The following is a 22645-nucleotide window of genomic DNA, read 5'->3' as shown; positions in this document are numbered from 1 at the left end:
GTCCCATGAATGCTATTGTCCAGGCGGGTGCGGCGGTCGACATCTCCCGGCTCTCGAAAATCTACAAGACGCGTGAAGACGAAGATGTCGTAGCGCTCGAAAAGATCGACCTCAAATTCGAGCCCGGCACCTTTGTTGCCGTGGTCGGCCCGAGCGGTTGCGGCAAGAGCACGCTTCTGTCGCTGCTGGCTGGCCTGACGGGCGCATCGACTGGTACGATCGCCATCGATGGGGAGACCATCGTCAAGCCGCATCCCAAGATCGGTGTCGTCTTCCAGTCCGACCTTCTTCTCTATTGGCGCACCGTACTTGAAAACATCCTTCTGCCCATCGAGATCAAACGGCTCGATGTCGCGCGATACCGCAGCCGTGCAGAGGAACTGCTGGCCCAGGTGGGGCTTGAAGGGTTCGGCAACAAATACCCCTCGGAACTGTCCGGCGGCATGCGCCAGCGCGTGGCGATCTGCCGTGCGCTGATCCAGGAGCCCGGCCTCCTGCTCATGGACGAGCCGTTCGGCGCGCTCGATGCGCTGACGCGCGAACAGATGATCATGGATCTCCAGTCGATGTGGATGCGGCTCGGCAACACGGTGCTCTTCATCACGCACGGCATCGACGAGGCGGTGTTCCTGGCGGACCGCGTTTTGGTCATGTCGCCCCGCCCGGGCCGCGTCGACCTTGATCTCAACATCGATATGCCCCGTCCCCGCCAGTGGAGCCGGATACACGAGAACAAGGACTATCACGGCTATGTCCGCAAGATTCGCGATATCTTCGAGGCCAAGGGCATTCTGGTCGCCCACTAGGGCGCGCCGGTAGGAGCAAGTCTCGGTGACCTTGTGTGCCGCGTTTTCGCGCGCACAGGGTCGCAGCATCGCCGGTGAACGCCGTATCGCGGGAGAACGTCTCCACCGCGCGTTCCCCTCTCGGCGATTTTTCGAAATACACGCGTACATCAGAGGGCCGGCTCTGCCGGAAAGTGAAATGGGACAGAAGGTTGGAGCTCTCAAGGAGCTGGCCATTGGAGAGCTGCGCGTTGCGCTGACGCCCGATAGCGCGGTTCAACTGGCAAAGCTGGGGCATACGTGTTTTGTCGAAGCGGGTGCGGGGCTTGGGGCAGGTCTATCGGACGATGCCTACCGCGCCGCGGGCGTGACGGTGGTCGACAGTGCGGCGGCGCTGGTCGCGGCGTGCGATGTCATCGTCAAGGTCCGTCCGCCTTTGAACGGAGAGATCGAGCTTCTGTCCGCAGGCCAGACGCTGATCTCGTTCTTCTATCCTGGCCAGAACGGCGAACTGCTGGAGCAGGCCCGGGCGAAGGGTGCAAACGTCATCGCCATGGACATGGTGCCACGCATCTCGCGCGCCCAGAAGATGGACGCGCTGTCGTCGATGGCCAACATCGCCGGCTACCGCGCGGTGATCGAGGCCGGCAACAATTTCGGGCGTTTCTTCACCGGCCAGATCACGGCAGCCGGCAAGGTTCCGCCGGCCAAGGTTCTTGTCATCGGCGCGGGCGTCGCGGGCCTTGCGGCGATCGGTGTTGCGACCTCGCTTGGCGCGCAGACCTATGCCTTCGACGTGCGCCCGGAAGTGGCCGAACAGATCGAGAGTATGGGCGCGGAATTCGTCTATCTCGACTTCGATGGTGGTGCGCAGGACGGCGCGGCGTCCGGCGGTTATGCCGCCCCGTCCTCGCCGGAGTTCCGCGAGAAGCAGCTTGCCAAGTTCCGTGAGCTAGCCCCGAAGGTGGACATCGTCATCACGACGGCGCTGATCCCCGGCCGCGATGCGCCGAAACTGTGGTCGGCCGACATGGTTGCTGCGATGAAGCCGGGCTCCGTGGTCGTCGATCTTGCGGCCGAGCGTGGCGGCAATTGCGACCTGACGGTCGCTGACCAGAAGATCGTCTCGGACAACGGTGTCACCGTCATCGGTTACACGGACTTTCCGAGCCGCATGGCCGCGCAGTCCTCGGCGCTCTATGCCACCAACATCCGCCACATGCTGGCCGACCTGACGCCGGGCAAGGACGGCAGGATCGTCCACAACATGGAAGACGATGTCATCCGCGGGGCGACCGTTGCCTTCGAGGGTACGATCACCTTCCCGCCGCCGCCGCCGAAGATCGCGGCGATCGCTGCGCAGAAGCCGAAGGAAAAAGTCAAGGAACTGACGGCAGAGGAAAAGCGCGCGGCCGAAACCGCCGCCTTCAAGGCCGAGACGAAGAGCCAGCTTGCGCTGCTCGTCGCCGGCACGACGCTGCTGCTCATCGTCGGGGCCTTCGCACCATCGGCCTTCATGAGCCACTTCATCGTCTTCGTGCTCGCCTGCTTCGTGGGCTTCCAGGTCATCTGGAACGTCTCACATTCGCTGCACACGCCGCTGATGGCCGTTACCAACGCGGTCTCGGGCATCATCATCCTTGGCGCGCTGCTGCAGATCGGCTCCGGCAGCCTGCTGGTGGTGGTGCTTTCGGCGTTGTCCGTACTGATCGCCACGATCAACATTGTCGGCGGCTTCCTCGTCACCCGGCGCATGCTCGCCATGTTCCAGAAATCCTGATCGCGCAAGGGTCCTCATCATGACGATCGGCATCGTTTCGGCCGCGTATATTGCGGCAGCCATTCTCTTCATCCTCTCCCTCGGCGGGCTCTCCGGCCAGGAAAGCGCCAAGCGCGCCGTCTGGTACGGCATTGTGGGCATGGGCCTTGCCGTCATCGCCACGGTCTTCGGACCCGATGTCGGCAACTGGTTCGTCATCGTGCTGATGATATCAGGCGGCGCGGTGCTCGGCGCCTTCGTCGCCTCCCGCGTGCAGATGACGGAAATGCCGCAGCTCGTTGCGGCGCTGCACTCTTTCGTCGGTCTCGCTGCCGTCTTCATCGGTTTCAACGCGCATCTGGAGGCGGCGCATGTCGCGAGCCTTGACGAGGCCGGACGCTCCGCACTGACGGGTTTTGCAGCCATCCTCGCCCACAAGGAACCCGTTGAGCTGTCGATCATGAAGGCCGAGGTGTTCCTCGGTGTCTTCATCGGAGCGGTCACCTTCACCGGCTCGGTCGTCGCCTTCGGCAAGCTGGCCGGAAAGGTGGATGGCAAGGCCAGGAAACTGCCGGGCGGCCATGTGCTCAATGCTGGTGCCGCGCTGCTCTCGCTCGTCCTGCTCGTGCTCTATGTCCAAGGTGCCGATGCGTGGACACTCATCGTGATGACGCTCGCCGCCTTCTTCATCGGTTACCATCTGATCATGGGCATCGGCGGCGCCGACATGCCGGTGGTCGTTTCCATGCTGAACAGCTATTCCGGCTGGGCCGCCGCCGCCATCGGCTTCACGCTCGGCAACGATCTCTTGATCGTCACCGGCGCGTTGGTCGGCTCGTCGGGTGCGATCCTCTCCTACATCATGTGCAAGGCGATGAACCGCTCCTTCGTCTCCGTCATCCTCGGCGGCTTCGGTGCGGCGACGGGTCCGGCGATGGAGATCACCGGCGAGCAGATCGCCATCGATGCCGAGGGCGTGGTCGCTGCGCTCAACGAGGCTGACAGCATCGTTATCGTGCCGGGCTACGGCATGGCGGTGGCGCAGGCCCAGCAGTCGGTCTCGGAACTGACGCGCAAGCTGCGCGCCGCCGGCAAGACCGTACGCTTTGCCATCCATCCCGTTGCCGGCCGTCTGCCAGGCCACATGAACGTGCTGCTTGCCGAAGCCAAGGTGCCCTACGACATCGTTCTGGAAATGGACGAGATCAACGAGGACTTCCCGAATACGGATGTCGTGATCGTCATTGGCTCCAACGACATCGTCAACCCGGCCGCGCAGGAGGATCCCAACTCGCCGATATCGGGCATGCCGGTCCTCGAGGTCTGGAAGGCCAAGCAGGTGTTCGTGTCCAAGCGCGGCCAGGGCACCGGCTATTCCGGCATCGAGAACCCGCTGTTCTTCAAGGATAACACCCGTATGTTCTACGGTGACGCCAAGAAGAGCATCGATCAGCTCCTGCCGGCGCTGGCATAGCACAAGGACGGGGACGCCCAGCGGAAGGAGGAGGTCTGCATTCGCTGGGAACCTATATGGTTCGGCGACCGCTTGTATCATCGTCGGTCGCCGGCCTTGCCGAAGGCATCGCGCCCGGAAAGCTCACTTCATCTGGTATTTCTTCGGCGCGATGCCGAACTGTTTGCTGAAGGCGCGGGTGAAGGCGGAGATTTCGGAATAGCCGACCTGCTGGGCGACCTCGCTCACCGACATCTGCCGGTTGACGAGCAGGTCGCGCGCCTTCTGCAGGCGCCAGTCGCGCCAATAGGCCTCGACGGAGGTGCCGTAGACCTCCTTGAAGGTGGTGACGAGCTTGGTGCGGTTCATGCCGACGCGCCGCGCGATATCGGCAAGCGAATCCTTTGAGGCGGGGTTCGACGTGAGGTAGCTCGCCACCGCCTCGACCTTGCGATGGTCGCCATCGCCGCAGAACGATCGTTTCTGATTGGCCTGGTCGACCAGTGACTGATAGATCGTTGACAGCAGTTCCAGATATTTGGAGCGCACGAACGCCCGGCGCACGCCGCCGGAAAAGTTGCACGTCAGGACGTCGTTAACGGCGTGATACATCTGCGTCGTCAGCGGTATCGATGCATGATGGACGCGGTCCACCCGGCCTGCCTTCAGCCAGAACAGCTCATCAGGAATGCGCGATTCCGTCGTTTCGAGCATTCTCAAGAGGGCGTTCGGTTTGAACCAGAGACAGGCGATCTTGTATTGCCCGTCGAGCCGCGACATGCGGTCGATCACCGATTTGGCCGGATAGCGTGTGATCGTGCATTCGTAGCGCTCCTGCTCGACCACTTCCTGACCGAGCACGTTCTCGCAGATCGCGGAATCCAGACAGAGGGTGAAGTGAATCCAGTCCTCGTCGCCGACGGTCTGCACATGATGGCGCACATTGGGCAGCGGAAACGGGCTGCCGAAGCCGGCAAAGGCGAGCACGTCCGGCTCGAACTGGATCAGGTCCTGGCGGAATGGGCCGCCGTCGACATGGGTGCGCACCACCATTCCGCGGTCGTCGTCATAGTAGCGTCCGGCCGGCTCGGGCTCGACGCCATAGTAAGTTTGCGCCGTTTTCCGATCGAAAAGCATCTCATAGTCGATACGCGATGACAGATCGATAACGCGTTCCATTCGTAACCCTTCGACGCATTGGCAGTTCGGGAGGTTTGACGTCGGGCGCCTCGCGCGGCCTGTTCGTCATGTTTTCATCATGATTGCCGGTGCCCGGCCGAATCGCAAGGCCTTTTGCCGAGTGCGGTGACAAAAGGCGGCGAGACAATTGTAGTGCGCTCGCTGGATGCGCGGATAGATTGTTCATGCGCGCCGGCCCGTTGCTACAATCCTGCCGTTGCGACAAAAAAGACGTACGCGGTGTCAAGCCGAGAGGGCCGTGCTGCTGCTAACGTTGCTGCAATTGGAAGGGGACGGTGGTCGGGAAAGCCGCTGTTTTCCTCCGGCAGATCAACGATAAAGGGAACCTATCCATGATTACACGTCGCGAATTGCTTGCGAGTACAGGTGCTGTCGTTGCAGCTGCGAGCTTGGCCTCGATTGCGGGGCCTGCCGCAGCGCAGGCGAAGAAGACCGTGGTCCTCGCCTCGATGGGGCCGGTGACCGGGAACTGGGACCCGACATCGCACACCACGCTTGGCCAGTCGAACTTCGAAAAGTTCGTGTTCAGCCATCTGACCCGCTGCCAGATGGAAGAGGGCAAGGTCCCCGAGCTGGAGCCGGACCTTGCAGTGAGCTGGCAGCTCATCGACGCAAACACGCTGGAGTTCAAGCTGCGCGACGGCGTAAAATTCCATGACGGCAAGGACTTCGGCGCCGAGGACGTCAAGGCGACGATGGAATATGCCTCCAACCCGGAACGGCCAGCCGCGTCCTTCTATCCGGGCCGCGTCGACGTTGAGGTCGTGGACCGCCTGACCGTGCGCCTCAGCACCGCCAAACATGGCTATCCCGCCTCCGCCTTCTGGTTCATCTCCAGCTTCCTGCCGATCCTGTCGGCCAAGGACGTTGCCGATCCCGCGACCCTGCAGAAGCGTCCGAACGGCACCAATGCCTTCAAATATGTCGAGACGGTCGGCGATCGCAGCACGCTGGCGGCCAATGACGCCTATTACGGCGGCCGGCCGAAAATCGACCAGATCGTCTATGCCTATGTGCCGGATGCCAATACCCGCCTGCTCGGCCTGATGAACGGCGAATACCAGATCGCCGAGCGCCTGGAGCCGGAGCAATATGCCTCGCTCGCCGGCAACGCCACTGTCGTCGGGCACCGCGGCCTCTCCACCGAGAACAAGTACCTGCACTTCCGCTGCAACAAGGCGCCCTTCGACGATCCGCGCATCCGGCTTGCCGCCTGCCATGCGATCGATCGCGAGCAGATCCTCATGCTGATGGGCGACGCCGCCTCGGCGACGAGCTGCTTCATCTCGCCGATGAAGTTCGGCTTCAAGGACATCGAGACCTATCCGAAATACGACCCGGAGGAATGCCAGCGCCTGCTGGCAGAGGCCGGATTCCCGAACGGAGAGGGCCTGCCGCCGCTCGAATATATCACCTCGATCGGCTTCTACCCGAAGACCAAGGAATATGGCGAAATCATCACCGCCATGATGGCCGAGCAGGGCTTCAACGTGCAGCTGACCGTGCTGGAACCGGCCGCCTGGGAACAGGCGATCTACCGCGCCGCCGACGGCCAGGGCCAGGGCCATATGTGCGACGTGGGCTGGATGACCGGCTCGCCGGAGCCTGACCTGGTGCTGCGCCCCAACTGGCATTCGAAGGCGGCACTCATCACCGGCGTCAACGATCCGGAGATCGACGCCGTGCTCGACGAGGAGCGGGGTGCCGCGACGCCGGAAGAGCGCCTGAAGATCCTTCAGGAAAAGGTCTTCCCGCTGATGGCGCAGAAATCGCCGAGCTTCTCGCTGTTTTCCGCCGTCAACTTCCACGGCGCGGCGAAGGGCCTTCAGGGTGCCTACTACTTCCCGAACGGTCCGATCGATCTCAGCAAGGCGGACCTGGTCTAAAGCATTTCCAGCCGAAGCGGCATCGCTTCGGCGTCGGATAACGCGGCAGAAACAAAAGGTCCGCCGGCAGACTGTAACGGCATCGCGGGGTACCCTACATGCTCTTTGCTCTCGATTTCTTCATGCGAAGAATAGCGCAGGGTCTCATCATCGTTCTCCTCGTGGCACTGCTCATCTTCACCTTGTTGAGGGTGGTGCCGGGAGACCCCGTGCGCATCATGCTGGGGCCGATGGTGTCGCCATCGGTCGCAGAACAGACGGCCAAGGAAATGGGGCTGCGCGATCCGGTGCTCGTGCAGTTCGGCCGCTATGTCGGGCAGATCGCCCAGGGCGACTTCGGGCGTTCGTTCGTGCGCAGCGCCCAGGGCGCCAGCACCGGCGGCACCCGCGCCGCCGATACGTTCAATGCCGCCAACCGCGCGTCGGTCATCGGGCTCATCGCGACGGCAGTGCCCTACAGCCTGCTGCTCGCCGGCCTCGCCTTCGTCTTCGCGCTGGCGCTGGCGGTGCCGATCGGCATCTATGCGGGGCTGCGGTCGGGCAAGTGGCCGGATCGCTTCGCGCTCTACCTGAGTTCGATCTTCGTCTCGCTGCCCAATATCTGGCTGGCGCTGGTGCTGATCTTCCTCGTCTCGGCGAAGGCAGGCTGGCTGCCGGCGATCGGCTACAAGGGTTTCAGCTACGCGATATTGCCGGCGATCGTGCTGGCGGTCGAACTGGCGCCGGTCTTCATCCGCTCGATCGCGGTGTCGGTCAGCGGCAACCTGATGGAGGCCTATGTCTCGGTCGGGCAGATCCGCGGGTTGTCACGATCGCGCATGATCGTCTTCCACGTCTTCCGCAATTCGCTGATCCCGCTTCTCAACACGCTCGGCATCCAGGCCGTCGGCGTGCTGCTCGGCAGCCTGTTTCTCATCGAATACGTGTTCAACTTCCCCGGCGTGGGCCTCCTGATGATCAACGCGGTGTTCCAGCGCGATTTCCCGATCATCCAGGCGATCTCCATCCTCGCCTGCGTGGTTCTCGTCGTCGTCAACATCCTCGTCGACTTCGCCGCCACCACCATTGACAGAAGGCTGCAGTACTGATGGCTATCGGAACGGATATCGATCCCGCCGGAACGGCCGTCGCAAGAAAGCGCGGCCCCGGCACCAGCCTCTTCGCAAAGGCATGGCGCACCGCCGATTTCAAGATCGGCTTTGCCATCGTGCTCGGGCTGCTGCTCCTGTCGGTGATCGGCCCCTATCTCCTCAACCTGTCGCCGACGCAGTTCAACGTCAGCAAGAAGTTCCTCGAACCCGGGCTTCTCGACGGCGCGAACATGCCCTACCTCTTCGGCACGGACCAGCTCGGCCGCGACCTGTTCTCGCGCTCGCTGATCGGCCTGCGCAACGCGCTGTTCATCGGCGTCGTCAGCGTCATAGGCATGTTCATCGTCGGCTCGGCGATCGGCATGATCGCCGGTTATGTCGGCGGATGGGTCGGCCTGGTGCTGATGCGGCTCACCGATGCGCAGATGTCGATCCCCGTGGTCATCCTGGCGATCACCATTCTCGGCGTCACGCGGCCGACGCCGCTGACCATCATCCTCGTCTTCATCCTCGCCGGCTGGCCCGCCTATGCCCGTGTCGCCCGCAGCGTCACGCTGTCCGAGCGGCGGCGGGAATATGTGCGGGCGGCCAAGATCCTCGGCGCGTCCGACCTCCGGATTCTGCTCGTGCACATCGCGCCGAACATCCTGCCGCCGATCGCCTTCGTCGCTGTGCTGGATGTGGCGAAGATGATGATCTTCGAGGCGGCGCTCGGCTTCATCGGCATCGGCGTGCAGCCGCCGACGCCCACCTTCGGCACGATCATCGCCGACGGCACGAAATACCTCATGAACGCCTGGTGGATCACCACCGTGCCCGGCCTGCTGCTGGCCCTCTCGCTGTGCGGCATCAATTTCATGGGTGGGGCACTGGAACGTTCGCGCAACAAGATTCTGCAGGGGGTCGAATGAACACGTCCTCGAAAATCCTGGATGTCCAGGGCCTTTCCGTCGATCTGCTTCTCGGCTCCGGCGCAAGGCGGCCGGTGCTCCGGGACGTTTCCCTCAGCATCGAGGAAAACCGCGTGCTCGGCATCATCGGCGAAAGCGGCTCCGGCAAGACCGTGCTGTCGCGCGCGCTGATCAACTGGGTCGCCAGGCCGCTGGAAATTACCGGCGGCAAGATCCTCTATCGCGGCGAAGACCTCGTCACGCTGCCGCAGCGGCAGATGCAGGCGCTGCGCGGCCGCAAGATCGCCTATATCGGCTCCGATCCCGGCAGCGCGCTCGACCCGACCATCCCGATCGGCCACCAGATCGTGGAGAAGCTGAAAGCCGTCGAGCCGGGCATCAGCACGGCCGACGCCGCGCGCCGGGTCGTGCGCACGCTCGATGCGGTGCGGATCCCCTCGGCGGCGCAGCGCTTCCAGGAATTCCCGTTCCAGTTCTCCGGCGGCATGATGCAGCGCGTGATGATCGTTGATGCGCTCGTCACCCAGCCGGACCTGCTGGTGGTCGACAACATCACGCAGCCGCTCGATGTGACGGTGGCGGCGCAGATCCTGCGCCTGCTGAAGGATCTCCAGCGCGATTTCAACACGGCGATCCTGTTCGTCTCGTCGTCGCTCGGGACCCTGCACGATATCGCCGACGAGGTGCTGGTCCTGTCGGCGGGCCAGGTGGTGGAACACCAGCCATTCGAGGACCTGCTGAGCGCCCCCAAACATCCCTATACGGCGAACCTCATCTCGGACCTGCCGAAAATCTGGGAGGCCGACACGCGCAACACCGGCGCCTCGATTGCCGACAAGATTTCCGACAGCGAGGTCGTGCTGTCCGTGCGCGACATCAGCCGCGTCTACAGCACCAAGGACCCGACGAAACTCTTCGGCAAGCAGCATGTGCATGCCGTGCGCGGCGTGTCCTTCGATGTGCACAAGGGCGACAGCCTCGGCATCGTCGGCGAATCCGGCTGCGGCAAGTCCTCGCTCTCGCGGCTGCTCAGCCTGCTCGAATTGCCCAATACCGGGCAGATCCTGTTCAAGGGCAAGGATATCGCGCGGCTCAATGCCAAGGGCCAGCTCGACCTGCGCAAGCGCTTCCAGCTTCTGCTGCAGGACCCGTTCAACGCCATCCCGCCGCATTTCACCATCGGCCGCACGATCGCCGAACCTTTGAGGATCCACGGCATGGCGGGCAGCGCGATCCGGCCGAAGGTCGAGCAGGTCATGCAGGAAATCGGCCTGTCGCTCGATCTTCACGACAAGCTGCCGGTGGGTCTCAGCGCCGGCCAGCGCCAGCGGGTGAACATCGCGCGCGCCATGGTGCTCGATCCGGAACTGCTGATCCTCGACGAGACGCTGTCTGCGCTCGACCAGGTGGAGCAGACCAAGTTGCTTGCGCTTTTCGAGAAATTGCAGCGCGAGCGCGGTATCACGCTCCTCTACATTTCGCACGATCTCGGCATGGTGCGGCGGGTCTGCAATCGCGTCGCGGTGATGTATCTCGGCCGCGTCGTCGAGCTTTCCGACAACCAGACGACCTTCTTCAATCCCGGCCATCCCTATACGCGGGCACTTCTCAGCGCCGTGCCGTCGATCGAGGCGCGGCCCTACGACCCTGAAAAATACCTTCTCGAAGGCGAGCCGCCCAATCCGATCAACATTCCGCCGGGATGCAGCTTCCGGACGCGCTGTCCCTTCGCGATCGAGAAATGCGCAACCATCGATCCGGTGCTGACACCGCGGGCCGGGGAAGCCTTCGCCGCCTGTCACCTGGCGAAAATCGTCGAAGCGGCGTGACGGAAAATCCAGAGGTCTACAGCGCAAGAGGTCTATAGCGAATGAGTGCCTTGAAAGAATTCGATTATATCGTGGTGGGATCGGGCAGCGCCGGTTGCCCGCTGACCGCCCGGCTTCTCGAAAAGAAGAATTCCGTGCTGCTGGTCGAGGCCGGCAAGAAGGAACGCCTGAACCTCACCCATATTCCGGCAGCGCTCGTGCACACGATCGGCAACAAGCGCTACGACTGGGATTTCCAGACCGAGCCGGACCCGACCCGCGACAATCTGGTGGAAAAATGGCCGCGCGGCCGCGTGCCCGGCGGTTCTTCCGCCATCAACGGCATGATCTTCATCCGCGGCGCGGCGAAGGACTACGATGCCTGGGAAGCCATGGGCAACAAGGGCTGGGGCTGGAATGCGGTGCTGCCCTATTTCCGCAAGATGGAGACGGCCGACAACGACAAGGACAACGCGCTGCGCGGCGGCCTCGGCCCCCAGCGCGTCTCGGCCCTGCGCTGGAAACATCCGGTCTCCGAGGCCTTCCTCGACAGTTTCGTCAACGCCGGCGTGCCGCTCAACCCAGACCTCAACGGCGCCTCCCATGAAGGCGTCGCCTGGAACCAGGGCTCGACGCGCGAGGGCAAGCGGCACTCTGCCTGGGAGGCCTTCATCAAGCCGAAGCTCGGCAATCCGGACCTCACCTTCGTCGACGGCACGATCGTCGAGACCATCCTCTTCGAAGGCCGTCGCGCCGTCGGCATCCGGGCGATCAAGGACGGAACGCGCGTCACCTTCAAGGCGCGCAAGGGCGTCGTGCTGTCGGCCGGCTCTATCAACTCGCCGCAGATCCTGATGCTGTCCGGCATCGGCGATCCGGCGCAATTGAAGCGCCACGGCATCGAGCCTCTCGTCGAAAGCCCGGATGTCGGGCGCAACCTCATGGAACATCCCGGCCTTTACGTGCTGGCCGAGATGAATGTGACGACGGCCAACAGCCTGGCGACGCCGATCAACGGCGTGAAGACGCTTGCCGAATGGGTCTTCCGGCGCAAGGGCTTCATGAGCGTGCCGACGGCGCAGGTGCTCGCCTTCCTGAAATCCGACCCGTCCTTCGAAGAGCCCGACCTGCAATTCCACCTCTTCCCCTTCGGCTGGGTGAAGAAGAAGGGCCGCTATACGGTTCCGAACCGCAAGCTGACGACCATCCTCGTCAACATCAACCACCCCAAGAGCATGGGCCATCTGGAGCTTCGCTCGAAGGACCCGCTGGCGCCGGTGGCCATCTATCCGCGCCTGCTCGACCACCCGGACGATTTCGACGGCGTGAAACGCGGCCTTGCCTGGGTGCGCAAGATCGCCTCGACGGCGCCCTTCGGTTCGCAGGTCATCAACCTCATCGACGTGCCGGACCCGAGCGCGGGGGCGGCGGCCGACGAGGCCTATATCCGCAAATCGACCGTGCCCTTCCTGCATCCGGTGGGCACCTGCCGCATGGGCATCGACGCGCGCGCGGTGCTGACGCCGGACCTCAAGGTCCGCGGCGCCGACAATCTCTGGGTCGCCGATGCCTCGATCTTTCCGCGCCACATTGCGGGCAACACCAATGCCACATCGATCATGATCGGTGAGAGGGCCTCAGACCTTATAGAACCCTGACAATCTGACCCCACCACAGTCCGGCCACCGGTCCGGACACCGAAATCCTCCACCTTGCCCGCGCCTGCGCGTGGGCGAGACACCCTTCCTATAACTTCGAACAGGCTGAGCGCGACATGGTACATTTCACTGGAAACTTCATTGGCGGCCGTCGACAGGAACCACTGGGCGCGGAGCGCATCGAGGTCCGTTCGCCCTATGACGGCGCGCTCGTCGGCTCGGCGCCGCTGGCCTCGCGGGCGGATGTGGACCTTGCTGTGACCACGGCCCGCGACGCTTTCGACAAGGGCGCCTGGCCCCGCCTGACGCCGGCCGAGCGCATCGCGGTGCTGCGCCGCTTCTTCGATCTCTACGAGGCGAAAGCGGAGGAATTCGCGCAGTTCGTCTCACGCGAGATGGGCGCACCGCTCTGGTATACGCGGGCCATCCAGACGCTGATTCGCGACCAGAGCCTCGCCTATTTCAAGGCGGCGGAAGAATATCCCTGGGAGGCGACGCGGGATGGCTTTCCCGAAGCGAAGACCCTCTGGATGCGCGCGCCGGTCGGCGTCGTCGCCGCCGTCATTCCGTGGAACGCGCCGCATCAGGTGGCACTCGTCAAGCTCTATCCGGCGCTGCTGGCCGGCTGCACGGTCATCCTGAAGCTCGCGCCGGAAACCGCGCTCAGCGGCCAGTTCCTCGGCGAACTCTTTGCCGAAGCCGGCGTGCCGGAGGGCGTGGTCAGCATTCTTGTGGCGGACCGCGAAGTCAGCGAACATCTCGTCAGCCATCCGGGCGTCGACAAGATCGGCTTCACCGGGTCGAGCGCCGTCGGCAAGCGCATAGCGCACATCGCCAGCGACCGGCTCGCCCGTTTCAGCCTGGAGCTCGGCGGCAAGTCGGCGGCGATCGTGCTGCCGGATGCCGATATCGAGAGCACGGTCAGCGCGCTGCGTTACCGCTCCTTCCCCAACAATGGCCAGGTCTGCGTCGCGCAGACGCGCATCCTGGTCTCCGAGGGCCAGCACGACAGCTTCGTCGATGCCATGGTGGACGAGGTCTCCAAGATGGTCGTCGGCAATCCGTCGGAGGAGCAGACCTTCATCGGCCCGCTCGTCTCCGAACGCCAGCGCAAGCGGGTGGACGACTATATCGCGCTCGGTATCGAGGAGGGCGCTTCGGTTGCGATCGGCGGCCATGGCATGCCCGATGGCATCAACCACGGCTCCTTCATCCGGCCGACCGTCTTCACCGGCGTGACGAACACGATGCGGATCGCGCGCGAGGAAATCTTCGGCCCGGTCGTCAGCGTCATCCGCTACCGGGACATCGACGAGGCGGTGGAGATCGCCGGCGATTCCGAATACGGCCTCGCCGGTTCCGTCTGGACTCGCGACGTGCCGGCCGCGCTCGACATCGCCCGCAAGGTGCGCACCGGCGGCCTGTCGATCAACGGCGCGGCGGCCGACCTGATGGCGCCCTTCGGCGGCTTCAAGCAGAGCGGCATCGGCCGCGAGTTCGGCGCCGAGGGCATTAACCACTACATCGAGCACAAGACGATCAGCTTCTGATCCCAAGCCAAAAATCCGGAGATTATGCCCATGCCGCTCAACAAGGACATCGCCCCGATGCTCGAGGAAATCGTGGCGTGGCGGCATGATTTCCATAGGCATCCGGAGTTGCAGTACGAGGTGCACCGCACGGCCGGCATCGTCGCCGAGAAGCTTGCCGAATTCGGCTGCGACCAGGTGCTGAGCGGCATCGGGCGGACGGGTGTCGTCGGTCTCATCCATGGCTCGGCCGGCGCCGGCGGACCCGTGATCGGCCTTCGGGCCGACATGGACGCGCTGCCGATCATGGAGGAGACCGGCTGCAGCTATGCCTCGCAGACCGCCGGCCTCATGCATGCCTGCGGCCATGACGGGCATACGGCGATGCTGCTCGGGGCCGCGAAATACCTCGCCGCGACACGGCGCTTTGCCGGAAGCGTCGCGGTGATCTTCCAGCCTGCGGAAGAGGGTGGCGGCGGCGCGAACGAGATGGTGAAGGACGGGCTGCTGGACCGCTTCGGCATCACCCAGGTCTACGGCATGCACAATATGCCGGGCCTTGCCGCCGGCAGTTTCGGCATGCGCACCGGCCCCATCATGGCCGCGGCCGACCGTTTCCGCATCGAGATCGACGGCCGCGGCGGCCATGCCGCCCGCCCGCATGATTGCATCGATCCCATTCTCGTGGGCGCGCAGATCGTCAGCGCCGCCCACTCGATCGTCGCGCGCAATGTCGATCCGCTGAACAGCGCCGTCCTCTCCTTCGGCGCCTTCAATGCCGGCTTCACGGACAATGTCATCCCGAACGTCGCGCTGCTGAAGGGCACGGTGCGCACGCTGAACGGTGCGGTGCAGGAGCTGATGGAACGGCGGCTCGGCGAGGTGGTGGACCTGACGGCGAGGACCTTCGGGGCGACCGCGCGGCTGCACTATCTGCGCGACTACCCGGTGACCGTGAACGCGGACGCCAATGTCGACATCGCCTTTGCCGCCGCCGCCGCGGTGGCGGGCACCCAGAATGTCGATCGCGACGTGGCGCCGATGATGGGCAGCGAAGACTTCGCCTTCATGCTGCAAAAGCGCCCCGGCGCCTACATCTTCCTCGGCCAGGGCAAGACCGCCGGCCTCCACCATCCGAAATACGATTTCAACGACGACGTCATTCCTGCCGGCGTCAGCTATTGGATCGAGCTGGTGTCGTTGGCGAATGCGGGCGGGATTTGAGGCCCTATCGGTTTTCGTCTCAAGCCGATCTTCAGCGAAGACGGCCGAGGGACGAGGGCCGAGGCTGGTTTACCGTGGAAGGCGACTTCATGGTGGGGTTCGCCGTCTCCTATTTGACGAAAGCCTTGCCAAGACCCATCGCCCGCTCGACGATCATGATCACGGTCAGCGTCAGCAGGATCAGTAGCGCGGAGGCGGCCGCCACGAGCGGGTCGGCTTGGTTGTACACATAGTTGTAGAGCTCGACCGGAAGCGTACTGATGCGTGGACCGGTGAGAAAGAGCGTGATTACCACTTCATCAAACGAGACAAGAAAGCAAAGAGCGGCGGCCGCAACGATGCCGGGCCTCAGCATCGGCACGGTGACGCGAAAGAACACGGTCAGCGGTTTGGCACCAAGCGTGCGCGCGGCCTCCTCGCAGGCACGGTCCTGGGTGCTGAGCGAAACGGCGAGCACACGCAGGGCATAGGGCAGTGTCACGACAAGATGGGCGAAGACGAGGCCTTGCATTGTCGCCAGCAGCCCGAAGGAGGCGAAGACGATGAGGATGGCGAGGCCGAGCACAATGGTGGGCAGCAGCAATGGTGCGGTGAAGATATTGAAAAGAAGATCCCTCCCTGTGAACTTCAGCCGGGTCATCACCCAGGCGGCCGGTACGGCGATGACAATTGAGAGCGCCGTGACGATCGCCGCCAGCGACAGGCTGGTCCAAAAGGCTTTCAGCATCTGGCTGTTCGCAAAGAGCGCCGAATACCATCGCGTCGACCAGAAGGACGGTGGGAAGCGCAGAACCTGATCGCCGGAGAAGGATAGCGGAAAGACGAGAATGACTGGCGCCAGAAGATAGACGAACAGCACGAAGACGAGGATGCGCATCGGCCAGGAGGTCTTGTGGATTTCCATGATTTTACCTCCTAGTCGAGACGCCGCAATACGGCGGAGTAAGCCCAAAGTGCGGCGCCGAACACGACGAGCACGAGGATCGAAAGTGTGGAGGCGAGCGGCCAGTTCAGGGTGACGATCGCCTGGTCGTAGATTTCGGTCGCTAGCAGGAAAACCCGCCCACCACCCATCAGCTTTGGTGTGATGAAGGATGAGACGGCGAGCACAAAGCAGAGCAGGCAGCCAAGTGCGATGCCGGGCAGTGTCAGTGGCAGGATGACCTTGCGGAAGGTGCGGGCGGGTGTCGCACCCAGTGTCCGCGCGGCTTCCTCGACCCGCGGATCAAGCCGGCCGAAGCCGGCCATCAATGCCAGGATCATGTAGGGCATGAGGATCTCGGTAAGGCCGATGAAGACGCCCTTGATGTTGAACATCAGGCTTGGTGCCGGCAGGCCGATTGCTTTTATGGCGCTGACCACCGGGCCGTCGTCGGTCAGGATCGCGATCCATCCATAGGTGCGAACCACGGCGGAGGTTAGCAGCGGCGAGATGACGAGAACGGTAAGGAAGGTTCGCCAAGAGCCGGACGCACGGTGCAGGTAGAGTGCGATCGGGTAGGAAGCGACGAGGGTCGTCAGCGTGATGGCGAGGCTGATCCAGACGGAATTGATGATCAGTTCGAGATAGAAGGGATCGCTGAGCAGGCCCGCCCAGTTCTCCCAGGTGAAGACCTGCTCGATACCGCCGCCGATGCGCGACTTGTTGAAGGAGTACCGTGCGAGGTTCAGCACCGGCAGGATGAAGCCGACGGTATTGATGAGTGCGATCGGGAGGAGCAGGACGACGGCGAGCTGGTCGTCGCGCCAGGTGCGGGGCAGGGCGGCGGCGCTCATTTCTCACCCGCCGGATAGATGAGTGTATCTTCGGCCGACCAACCGAGCGTGACGCTATCTCCTGTTGTAAGTGGGCTGCGGCCTCGCCGTGTTGCCTCCTCGACGACGATCTCCTCGCCACCGACGCTGACGCCGTACTCCACGAGGTCGCCGACGAAGGTGATGGTTGAAACCGTGCCCTGGACCTTGTTGTCGGCCTCACCCGTCTCCTCAAGGCGGATGCGGTGCGGTCGGACGAGGATGTCGACAGGACCTGCCGGCAGGCGTGTGGCAGAGCGGAGCTGCTGGCCTGCACCCGAGAGCGTGCTCTCCGTTGTGATCATGCCTTTGAGGCGGTTTGTGCGGCCGACGAAATTGGCGACGAAGGCCGTTGCGGGGCGTTCATAGACTTCGGTCGGCGTGCCGAACTGCTCGACATGACCGCCGCGCATGACCACCACGCGGTCGCACATCGATAGCGCCTCGACTTGATCATGGGTGACGAACACGGCGGTGATGCCGCTCTGCTGCTGGAGTGCGCGGATTTGCACGCGCATCTCGTCACGCAGCTTGGCATCGAGGTTGGAAAGCGGCTCGTCAAGCAGCAGGATCGACGGTTCGATGACGAGGGCGCGGGCGAGCGCCACACGCTGCTGCTGGCCGCCCGACAGCTCCTTGGGCTTGCGATGGGCAAGGTGCCCGAGCTGGACCATCTCCAGCGCCTGCGCCGCCCGCTTTTGCGCCTCGCGGGAGGGGACGTTGCGCATCTGCAGCCCGAATTGGACGTTGTGCGATACATCCAGGTGGGGGAAGAGAGCGTAGCTCTGGAAGACCATGCCCATGTCGCGATCATGGATGGGAAGGTGCGTGATGTCGCGCCCTCCCACCATGATATTGCCCCGGGAGGGTTTGTTGAGGCCGGCGATGATCCGGAGTGTCGTCGTCTTTCCACATCCCGAGGGGCCGAGGAAAGCGACCATCTCGCCCTTGCGAACGGAAAGATCGAGCGAAGGGATCACGTTGACGGCGCCGAAGCTGACGCCGATCCCTTCCAGTCTGAGATGCTCGTCGGGAGCGGAAGTCGTGGGCATGAGGAACTCCTGGGGCAATTCCGGCAGGGAGCGAAGCTGTTTCCAGGGGCGGAACTGCGGAAAGACAGAGAGAGGAAGCGCTTCCGTGCCCCGAGAGGACGGAAACGCTTCAGGTCGGCATCAGCGGCTGAGCGGAATGACGCGGCGACGCCACTGCTCGGTAATGGCGTCTCGGACCTTTGCGACCTCGAGCCAATTGATGTCGATCATCTTGTCCATGGCGCCTGCAGCCGTGCGCTTCAGTGCCTTTTCCGAGATGAGAGCCGCGGCCTTGGAATTGGTGGGTGCGTAGAACATCTGCTCGGTAAAGGCGGCTTGCGCTTCCGGACTCAGCGCATAATCAATGAATTTCTTCGCGCTCTCGCTCGCGGGCCCGCCCTTGACCAGTCCGATCACGTTGATCTGGAAGCCACTGCCTTCCTCAGGCAGAACCACACCGAGTTTGCCGTCCGAGAGGTCGGCATAGACCTGCGCGCGGGCATTCCAGCCGATGCCGATCGCCGCCGTACCACTGGAAATCGGCTGATAGACATCGGGCCGCGGTTCCCAAGTCTGGACGAGGGGAGCAAGTTCTTCCAGCCGCTTGATGCCGGCCTCGACGCTCTCGATATAGTTCGTGCCGCCGGCCATCTTGTCGGTGATGATGGTCAGTGTCGTGCCCTGGATGTCAGGCACGGCTGGAATGGAGACCTGTTTGGCATATTGCGCGTCCCACAGCGCGGTCCAGGAGGTTGGGGCCTGTTTCACCTTGTCGGTATTGTAGAGCAGGACGAGATTGTCGAAGGTGACACCGACGGCGTTGACGCCTTCATAACGCGCCTGTGGGTAGAGGTCGGCAAGATGCTTCGTGATTGTTTCGTCCATGGGCGCGAAGATGTCTTCGTCGGTCGCGGCCTTGGCGACTGAGACGTCCATGATGGCAATGTCGATCTGCGGCGCGCTTGCCTGTGCGCGCAGTGTGCCAAGCATCTGGGCGGAGTTCGGCATGCCGTAGAATTCCACGGTGATGTCAGGGTTGGCTTTCATGAACGGCTCGACGACAGCCTTCACGTAGTTTTCTTGGAAGATGCCGGAATAGGCGGTCAGAACCACCGTATCGGCCATCGCCACGGATGTGGCGAGAGCCATGGTAAGCGCTGTGAGGCCGGCGCGGGTTGCGTTTTTTACTGCGGTCATGAGTTTTCCTCCGCTCTTGAACCGATTGTTCCCATTTTCTTTATCGCATTGAGCCGCTTCAAGCGGCCGAGGCTTCCACGATTTTCGTGGCGCCGGAAATGTCGGGCAATTTTTCGCCGCTGCGCAGTCGCTCGAGCAGGATGAGCTCGCTTTCCTGCATGCCGATTGCCTTGTCCACCGCCCATTCCGCCCTGGAGGGCTCAAGCACAAGAACGCCGCTCTCGTCCGCAATGATGGCGTCGCCCGGGTTTACTGTCTGGCCACCCACCGACACAGGCACGTTGATTGCTCCTTCAAGGCCAAGAATCTTCGTGGTGATCGGCGAGGGGCCACGGCACCACATCGGTAAGTCGACCCGACGGATCTCGGAAAAGTCCGTTGCCGGGCCGTCGATGACCGCGCCGACAATGCCGCCAAGCTTCATGGAATGGGTCACGACGCCGCCCCAGCAGGCATGCTTGTCGTCGCCGCAACGATCGACGACGATGAAGTCGCCCGGCCGTACCAGTTTGGTGAGGTAGTGCAGGATGGTCGAATCGGCGTGGGGCAGACGCACGGTAACCGCGGTGCCGGCGATGCGTTTTTCGGGCAATACGGCGCGAAGCTCGCGGGTCATGAAGCCGGAATGCAGGAAGTGGCCGACCGTTGCGGTCTCGACCTGCTCCATCTTTCTGATGAGGGCCGGGGCGATTTGCTGCGGCATGGGATTGACGACGAACATGACAGGAATTGCTCCACAAGGCGGCTCCGGGAAAAATGCGCGGCACTTTTGCGTTTGGAACCGCATAAAACAAAGAGAAGGGTTTTCGGCCCCAGAGGGCTGGGATGTCCTAGAGGACGTGGTGCTGGGCGACCGGAACGTCGCGGCGCACGGCGCCGATACGGTTGAGGTCAAGCTTGGCCGTGGCGGCACCAACGCCGTCCGAGCACTGCGCAACCATGTGCCCCCAGGGATCGATGACCATGGAATGGCCCCAGCACCATTTCTTGCCGTCTGCATGGGCGCCGGCCTGACCGACGGCGACAAAGTAGGTCTGCGTTTCGATAGCCCGGGCCCGGGCAAGCACTTCCCAATGGTCCTTGCCGGTCATCAGCGTGAAGGCGGCGGGAAGCACGATGACGTCGGCGCCCCTGTCGCGCAATGCCCGGAAGAGCTCGGGGAAGCGGATGTCATAGCAGATGGCGCAGCCGACGGTCGTGTCGCCGACCTTGTAGGTCACCACGTCCTCACCGCGGCCGATCGTGTCGGATTCTCGGTAGGAGACACCGCCGGGCGTGTCTACGTCGAAGAGGTGGATCTTGCGGTATTTTGCGATCTCGTTGCCTTCGGGACCGAAGACGACCGAGGCATTGTAGTGGTTGTTGCCAGCCTTTTCGACCATCGAGCCGCAATGCAGCGTCACGCTGAGTTCCTTGGCAAGCGCGGCGAAGCGCTGATAGGTGCTGCCTTCCGGGAAGCTTTCGCCGCTGCCGTGCACGGCATCGCGTCCCTCGCCGAGAAAGGCGAAATATTCCGGCAGCACGACGAGGTCTGGCTTCTCTTGGGCCACCACGTCGCGCACCATGCGCTCGGCGTCATCAAGGTTCTTGGCTTTGTCGGAGCCGGAATTCATTTGCACAACACTGATCTTCATCGAAGTCCTCCAAGTCTCAGCGAAGGCATCGTCGAGCCTCATGACGGGAATGACAAACGATAAAGAATTGTCGCTCCCGATAGAAAAAACTTGTGGTGATTGCGCTAGGCGGTAATACCTGTTGTGTCGAGCGATGCTTCTCTGGCGATCACCGAAAGCATTGAAGGAATTATATTTTCTGGATCATCCGCATAGACGGCATGGAGCTTGAGGGCGGGGAAGTTCGGCGTGATCGCAAGTTCCTCCAGCGTGCCGTTGGCGATCATAGGTGCCACCATGGGCACAGGCAGCAATGCAATGCCAATGCCGTCCTGGGCGAGCCGCAACATGGCAGAAAGGGAGTTGGAATTGGAAATGACCGGTGGCTGCACACCCAGTTCCTCGAACTGCCGCAGCAGCCAGATATGCGGCACGCTGTTGCGCGAGAAGGTGAGCACCGGATAGGCGGAAAGGTCCTGCAGCCGCAACTCCTGCCCACCGAGCCGGAAGGTAGGGGCCGCGACCCAGGCGCATTCCATCGTGCCGAGGTCAATGTTCTTGAGGCCCGGGGTAAGCACTGGCCCCATCAGCAGTGCGAGATCGAGCCGCCTGTCGCTGATCTCGCGGCCGATCGCCAGTGATGTATCCACGTTGAGGTCGAGGCCGAGCGCGGGAAAGCGTTCTTTCACCCGCTCGATGAAGTTCGGCAGCCAGGCATGCACAATGGAATCGATGGTGCCGATTGACACGGTCGCGCGTAGGTTTTGCGGGCTGCCGACCGCAACCTTGAAACTGGTGGCGGCCTTCAACAGCTCTTCGGCGGGCTGCATCGCGCGCTGCCCGATGGTCGATAGCCGCACCCCGCCCGGCACTCGCTCGAAGAGCTCGCAGCCCATCTCCGCTTCGAGGCTCGCGATCCGGTTGGAGACGGCGGCCTGAGTTGCGTTCAGCCGGTCGGCTGCGGCCCGGAAGCTTCCAAGCCGTGCAACCCAGACAAATGTTTCGACGAAGCGCAGATTCATTGCCTGTCCATCCCAGGAGTTTCGTGTCCCCTCGATATACACGCTGGTGGGTGATTTCCACGGCTTTGGAACGGACACCTGTCCCGACAACAAGCCGGTCTGCCCTTTTCATTAAGGTCGATGATCGTTTGCTCATTGTCGATCGTTCCGTGGAGACGGGTGCTAATATTCATGTGCGCCCTCAGAACCGATACCATCCAGAAACCAGTGTCGGCAGCAATGCTGAGCGTGATCAGTCGAAGCAGGGCGTAACGTCGCTCCTGTTCCGATGAGACGGGACGCAGCCGCTTGCTGAGAGAGGCGAGAACGACCTCACCACGGGCGCGCGTTAGGGCGCTTGGCCGCCAAGCTCCCGCCCAGTTGCGAAATCAACCGGCCATTGCGGATCAGAGCGGGAATCCCCAAACGCTTGATGCTTTGAATTTCGGCCTCGGAACGCGGGCTATCCTTGTAAACAGTTCCTTGTCGTTGCGAGACCGCGATCGGAACGTTCTGCGGGGATGATGCGTTCGATTTGCCTGGCCACAGGATTATTCTCGTTTTTTTGCGATTTTATGAAATCCGGTGTTGACGGTTCAAAAGTGTGGGCCTATAACCCGGCCATCGAACGAGAGCGGCGGCGCTTCTGGCGGCCGACGAACTCGCTCTAGGGTTTCCTGATGGAGCTGGTGAGAATTGAGCCTG

18 protein-coding genes are annotated in these 22645 nt (G+C 62.9%); 10 read left to right on the top strand and 8 right to left on the bottom strand.

Translation table 11 applies throughout. The features are described 5' to 3' along the window. The first annotated feature begins 5 nt into the window (after positions 1 to 5). From P9A16_RS32780 to P9A16_RS32770, 3 genes are all read left to right on the top strand, one after another. Positions 6 to 806, top strand: coding sequence for an ABC transporter ATP-binding protein (locus tag P9A16_RS32780; protein ID WP_024270776.1), 801 nt, complete (start codon positions 6 to 8; stop codon positions 804 to 806). A 178-nt stretch (positions 807 to 984) separates the two neighbouring features. Beyond that, positions 985 to 2565: a Re/Si-specific NAD(P)(+) transhydrogenase subunit alpha gene (locus P9A16_RS32775; protein WP_278026405.1), complete on the top strand. Its 1581-nt coding sequence runs from the start codon at positions 985 to 987 to the stop codon at positions 2563 to 2565. A 19-nt stretch (positions 2566 to 2584) separates the two neighbouring features. Beyond that, complete coding sequence (locus tag P9A16_RS32770; RefSeq protein ID WP_278026404.1) at positions 2585 to 4018, top strand: NAD(P)(+) transhydrogenase (Re/Si-specific) subunit beta; 1434 nt, start codon at positions 2585 to 2587, stop codon at positions 4016 to 4018. Between the two features lie 123 nt (positions 4019 to 4141). Here P9A16_RS32770 and P9A16_RS32765 read toward each other — a convergent pair whose 3' ends face one another. Further along, positions 4142 to 5176 (bottom strand): helix-turn-helix transcriptional regulator, encoded by a 1035-nt coding sequence (locus P9A16_RS32765; protein WP_050745857.1) that lies wholly within the window; start codon positions 5174 to 5176, stop codon positions 4142 to 4144. 353 nt (positions 5177 to 5529) lie between these two features. On the opposite strand from P9A16_RS32765, the gene P9A16_RS32760 reads away from it, so the two are divergent. The 7 genes from P9A16_RS32760 to P9A16_RS32730 all read left to right on the top strand — a co-directional run bounded on the left by P9A16_RS32760 (position 5530) and on the right by P9A16_RS32730 (position 15304). Beyond that, entirely contained in the window at positions 5530 to 7083 is a 1554-nt protein-coding gene (locus P9A16_RS32760) for an ABC transporter substrate-binding protein (protein WP_023512299.1), read from the top strand. A gap of 98 nt (positions 7084 to 7181) precedes the next feature. Then, positions 7182 to 8171 carry an ABC transporter permease gene (locus P9A16_RS32755; protein WP_130520143.1) on the top strand — a complete coding sequence of 330 codons (990 nt, stop codon included), beginning with the start codon at positions 7182 to 7184 and terminating at the stop codon, positions 8169 to 8171. Further along, positions 8171 to 9085, top strand: coding sequence for an ABC transporter permease (locus P9A16_RS32750; RefSeq protein WP_256119187.1), 915 nt, complete (start codon positions 8171 to 8173; stop codon positions 9083 to 9085). The genes P9A16_RS32755 and P9A16_RS32750 overlap by 1 nt, the downstream gene beginning before the upstream one ends. Then, entirely contained in the window at positions 9082 to 10914 is a 1833-nt protein-coding gene (locus P9A16_RS32745; protein ID WP_278026403.1) for a dipeptide ABC transporter ATP-binding protein, read from the top strand. Before P9A16_RS32750 ends, P9A16_RS32745 begins: the two co-directional genes overlap by 4 nt. 41 nt (positions 10915 to 10955) lie before the next feature. Then, a complete protein-coding gene (locus P9A16_RS32740) occupies positions 10956 to 12551 on the top strand; it encodes a GMC family oxidoreductase (protein WP_278026402.1) in 1596 nt (531 codons plus the stop codon). Between the two features lie 116 nt (positions 12552 to 12667). Then, positions 12668 to 14101 (top strand): aldehyde dehydrogenase, encoded by a 1434-nt coding sequence (locus P9A16_RS32735; RefSeq protein WP_050745850.1) that lies wholly within the window; start codon positions 12668 to 12670, stop codon positions 14099 to 14101. A gap of 30 nt (positions 14102 to 14131) precedes the next feature. Continuing rightward, the gene (locus P9A16_RS32730) at positions 14132 to 15304 is read left to right on the top strand and encodes a M20 aminoacylase family protein (RefSeq protein WP_278026401.1); all 1173 of its coding nucleotides are present in this window, start codon (positions 14132 to 14134) and stop codon (positions 15302 to 15304) included. Between the two features lie 109 nt (positions 15305 to 15413). Here P9A16_RS32730 and P9A16_RS32725 read toward each other — a convergent pair whose 3' ends face one another. From P9A16_RS32725 to P9A16_RS32695, 7 genes are all read right to left on the bottom strand, one after another. Then, positions 15414 to 16208, bottom strand: coding sequence for an ABC transporter permease (locus P9A16_RS32725; RefSeq protein WP_023512292.1), 795 nt, complete (start codon positions 16206 to 16208; stop codon positions 15414 to 15416). A gap of 11 nt (positions 16209 to 16219) precedes the next feature. Then, positions 16220 to 17080, bottom strand: coding sequence for an ABC transporter permease (locus P9A16_RS32720; RefSeq protein WP_278026400.1), 861 nt, complete (start codon positions 17078 to 17080; stop codon positions 16220 to 16222). Continuing rightward, the gene (locus tag P9A16_RS32715; protein ID WP_278026399.1) at positions 17077 to 18150 is read right to left on the bottom strand and encodes an ABC transporter ATP-binding protein; all 1074 of its coding nucleotides are present in this window, start codon (positions 18148 to 18150) and stop codon (positions 17077 to 17079) included. The genes P9A16_RS32720 and P9A16_RS32715 overlap by 4 nt, the downstream gene beginning before the upstream one ends. Before the next feature lie 120 nt (positions 18151 to 18270). Further along, positions 18271 to 19326 (bottom strand): ABC transporter substrate-binding protein, encoded by a 1056-nt coding sequence (locus P9A16_RS32710; protein WP_278026398.1) that lies wholly within the window; start codon positions 19324 to 19326, stop codon positions 18271 to 18273. 58 nt (positions 19327 to 19384) lie between these two features. Next, complete coding sequence (locus P9A16_RS32705) at positions 19385 to 20047, bottom strand: RraA family protein (protein WP_023513742.1); 663 nt, start codon at positions 20045 to 20047, stop codon at positions 19385 to 19387. Positions 20048 to 20156: 109 nt separating this feature from the next. Further along, a complete protein-coding gene (locus P9A16_RS32700; protein WP_082342635.1) occupies positions 20157 to 20960 on the bottom strand; it encodes a carbon-nitrogen hydrolase family protein in 804 nt (267 codons plus the stop codon). 104 nt (positions 20961 to 21064) lie between these two features. Continuing rightward, complete coding sequence (locus P9A16_RS32695; RefSeq protein ID WP_024270781.1) at positions 21065 to 21961, bottom strand: LysR family transcriptional regulator; 897 nt, start codon at positions 21959 to 21961, stop codon at positions 21065 to 21067. Positions 21962 to 22645 lie beyond the last annotated feature (684 nt).

Source organism: Shinella sp. 838, from assembly GCF_029623935.1.
Classification (GTDB): domain Bacteria; phylum Pseudomonadota; class Alphaproteobacteria; order Rhizobiales; family Rhizobiaceae; genus Shinella.
Note: the sequence above shows the minus strand (reverse complement) of the source record. Positions and strands in the feature narration are given on the sequence as shown.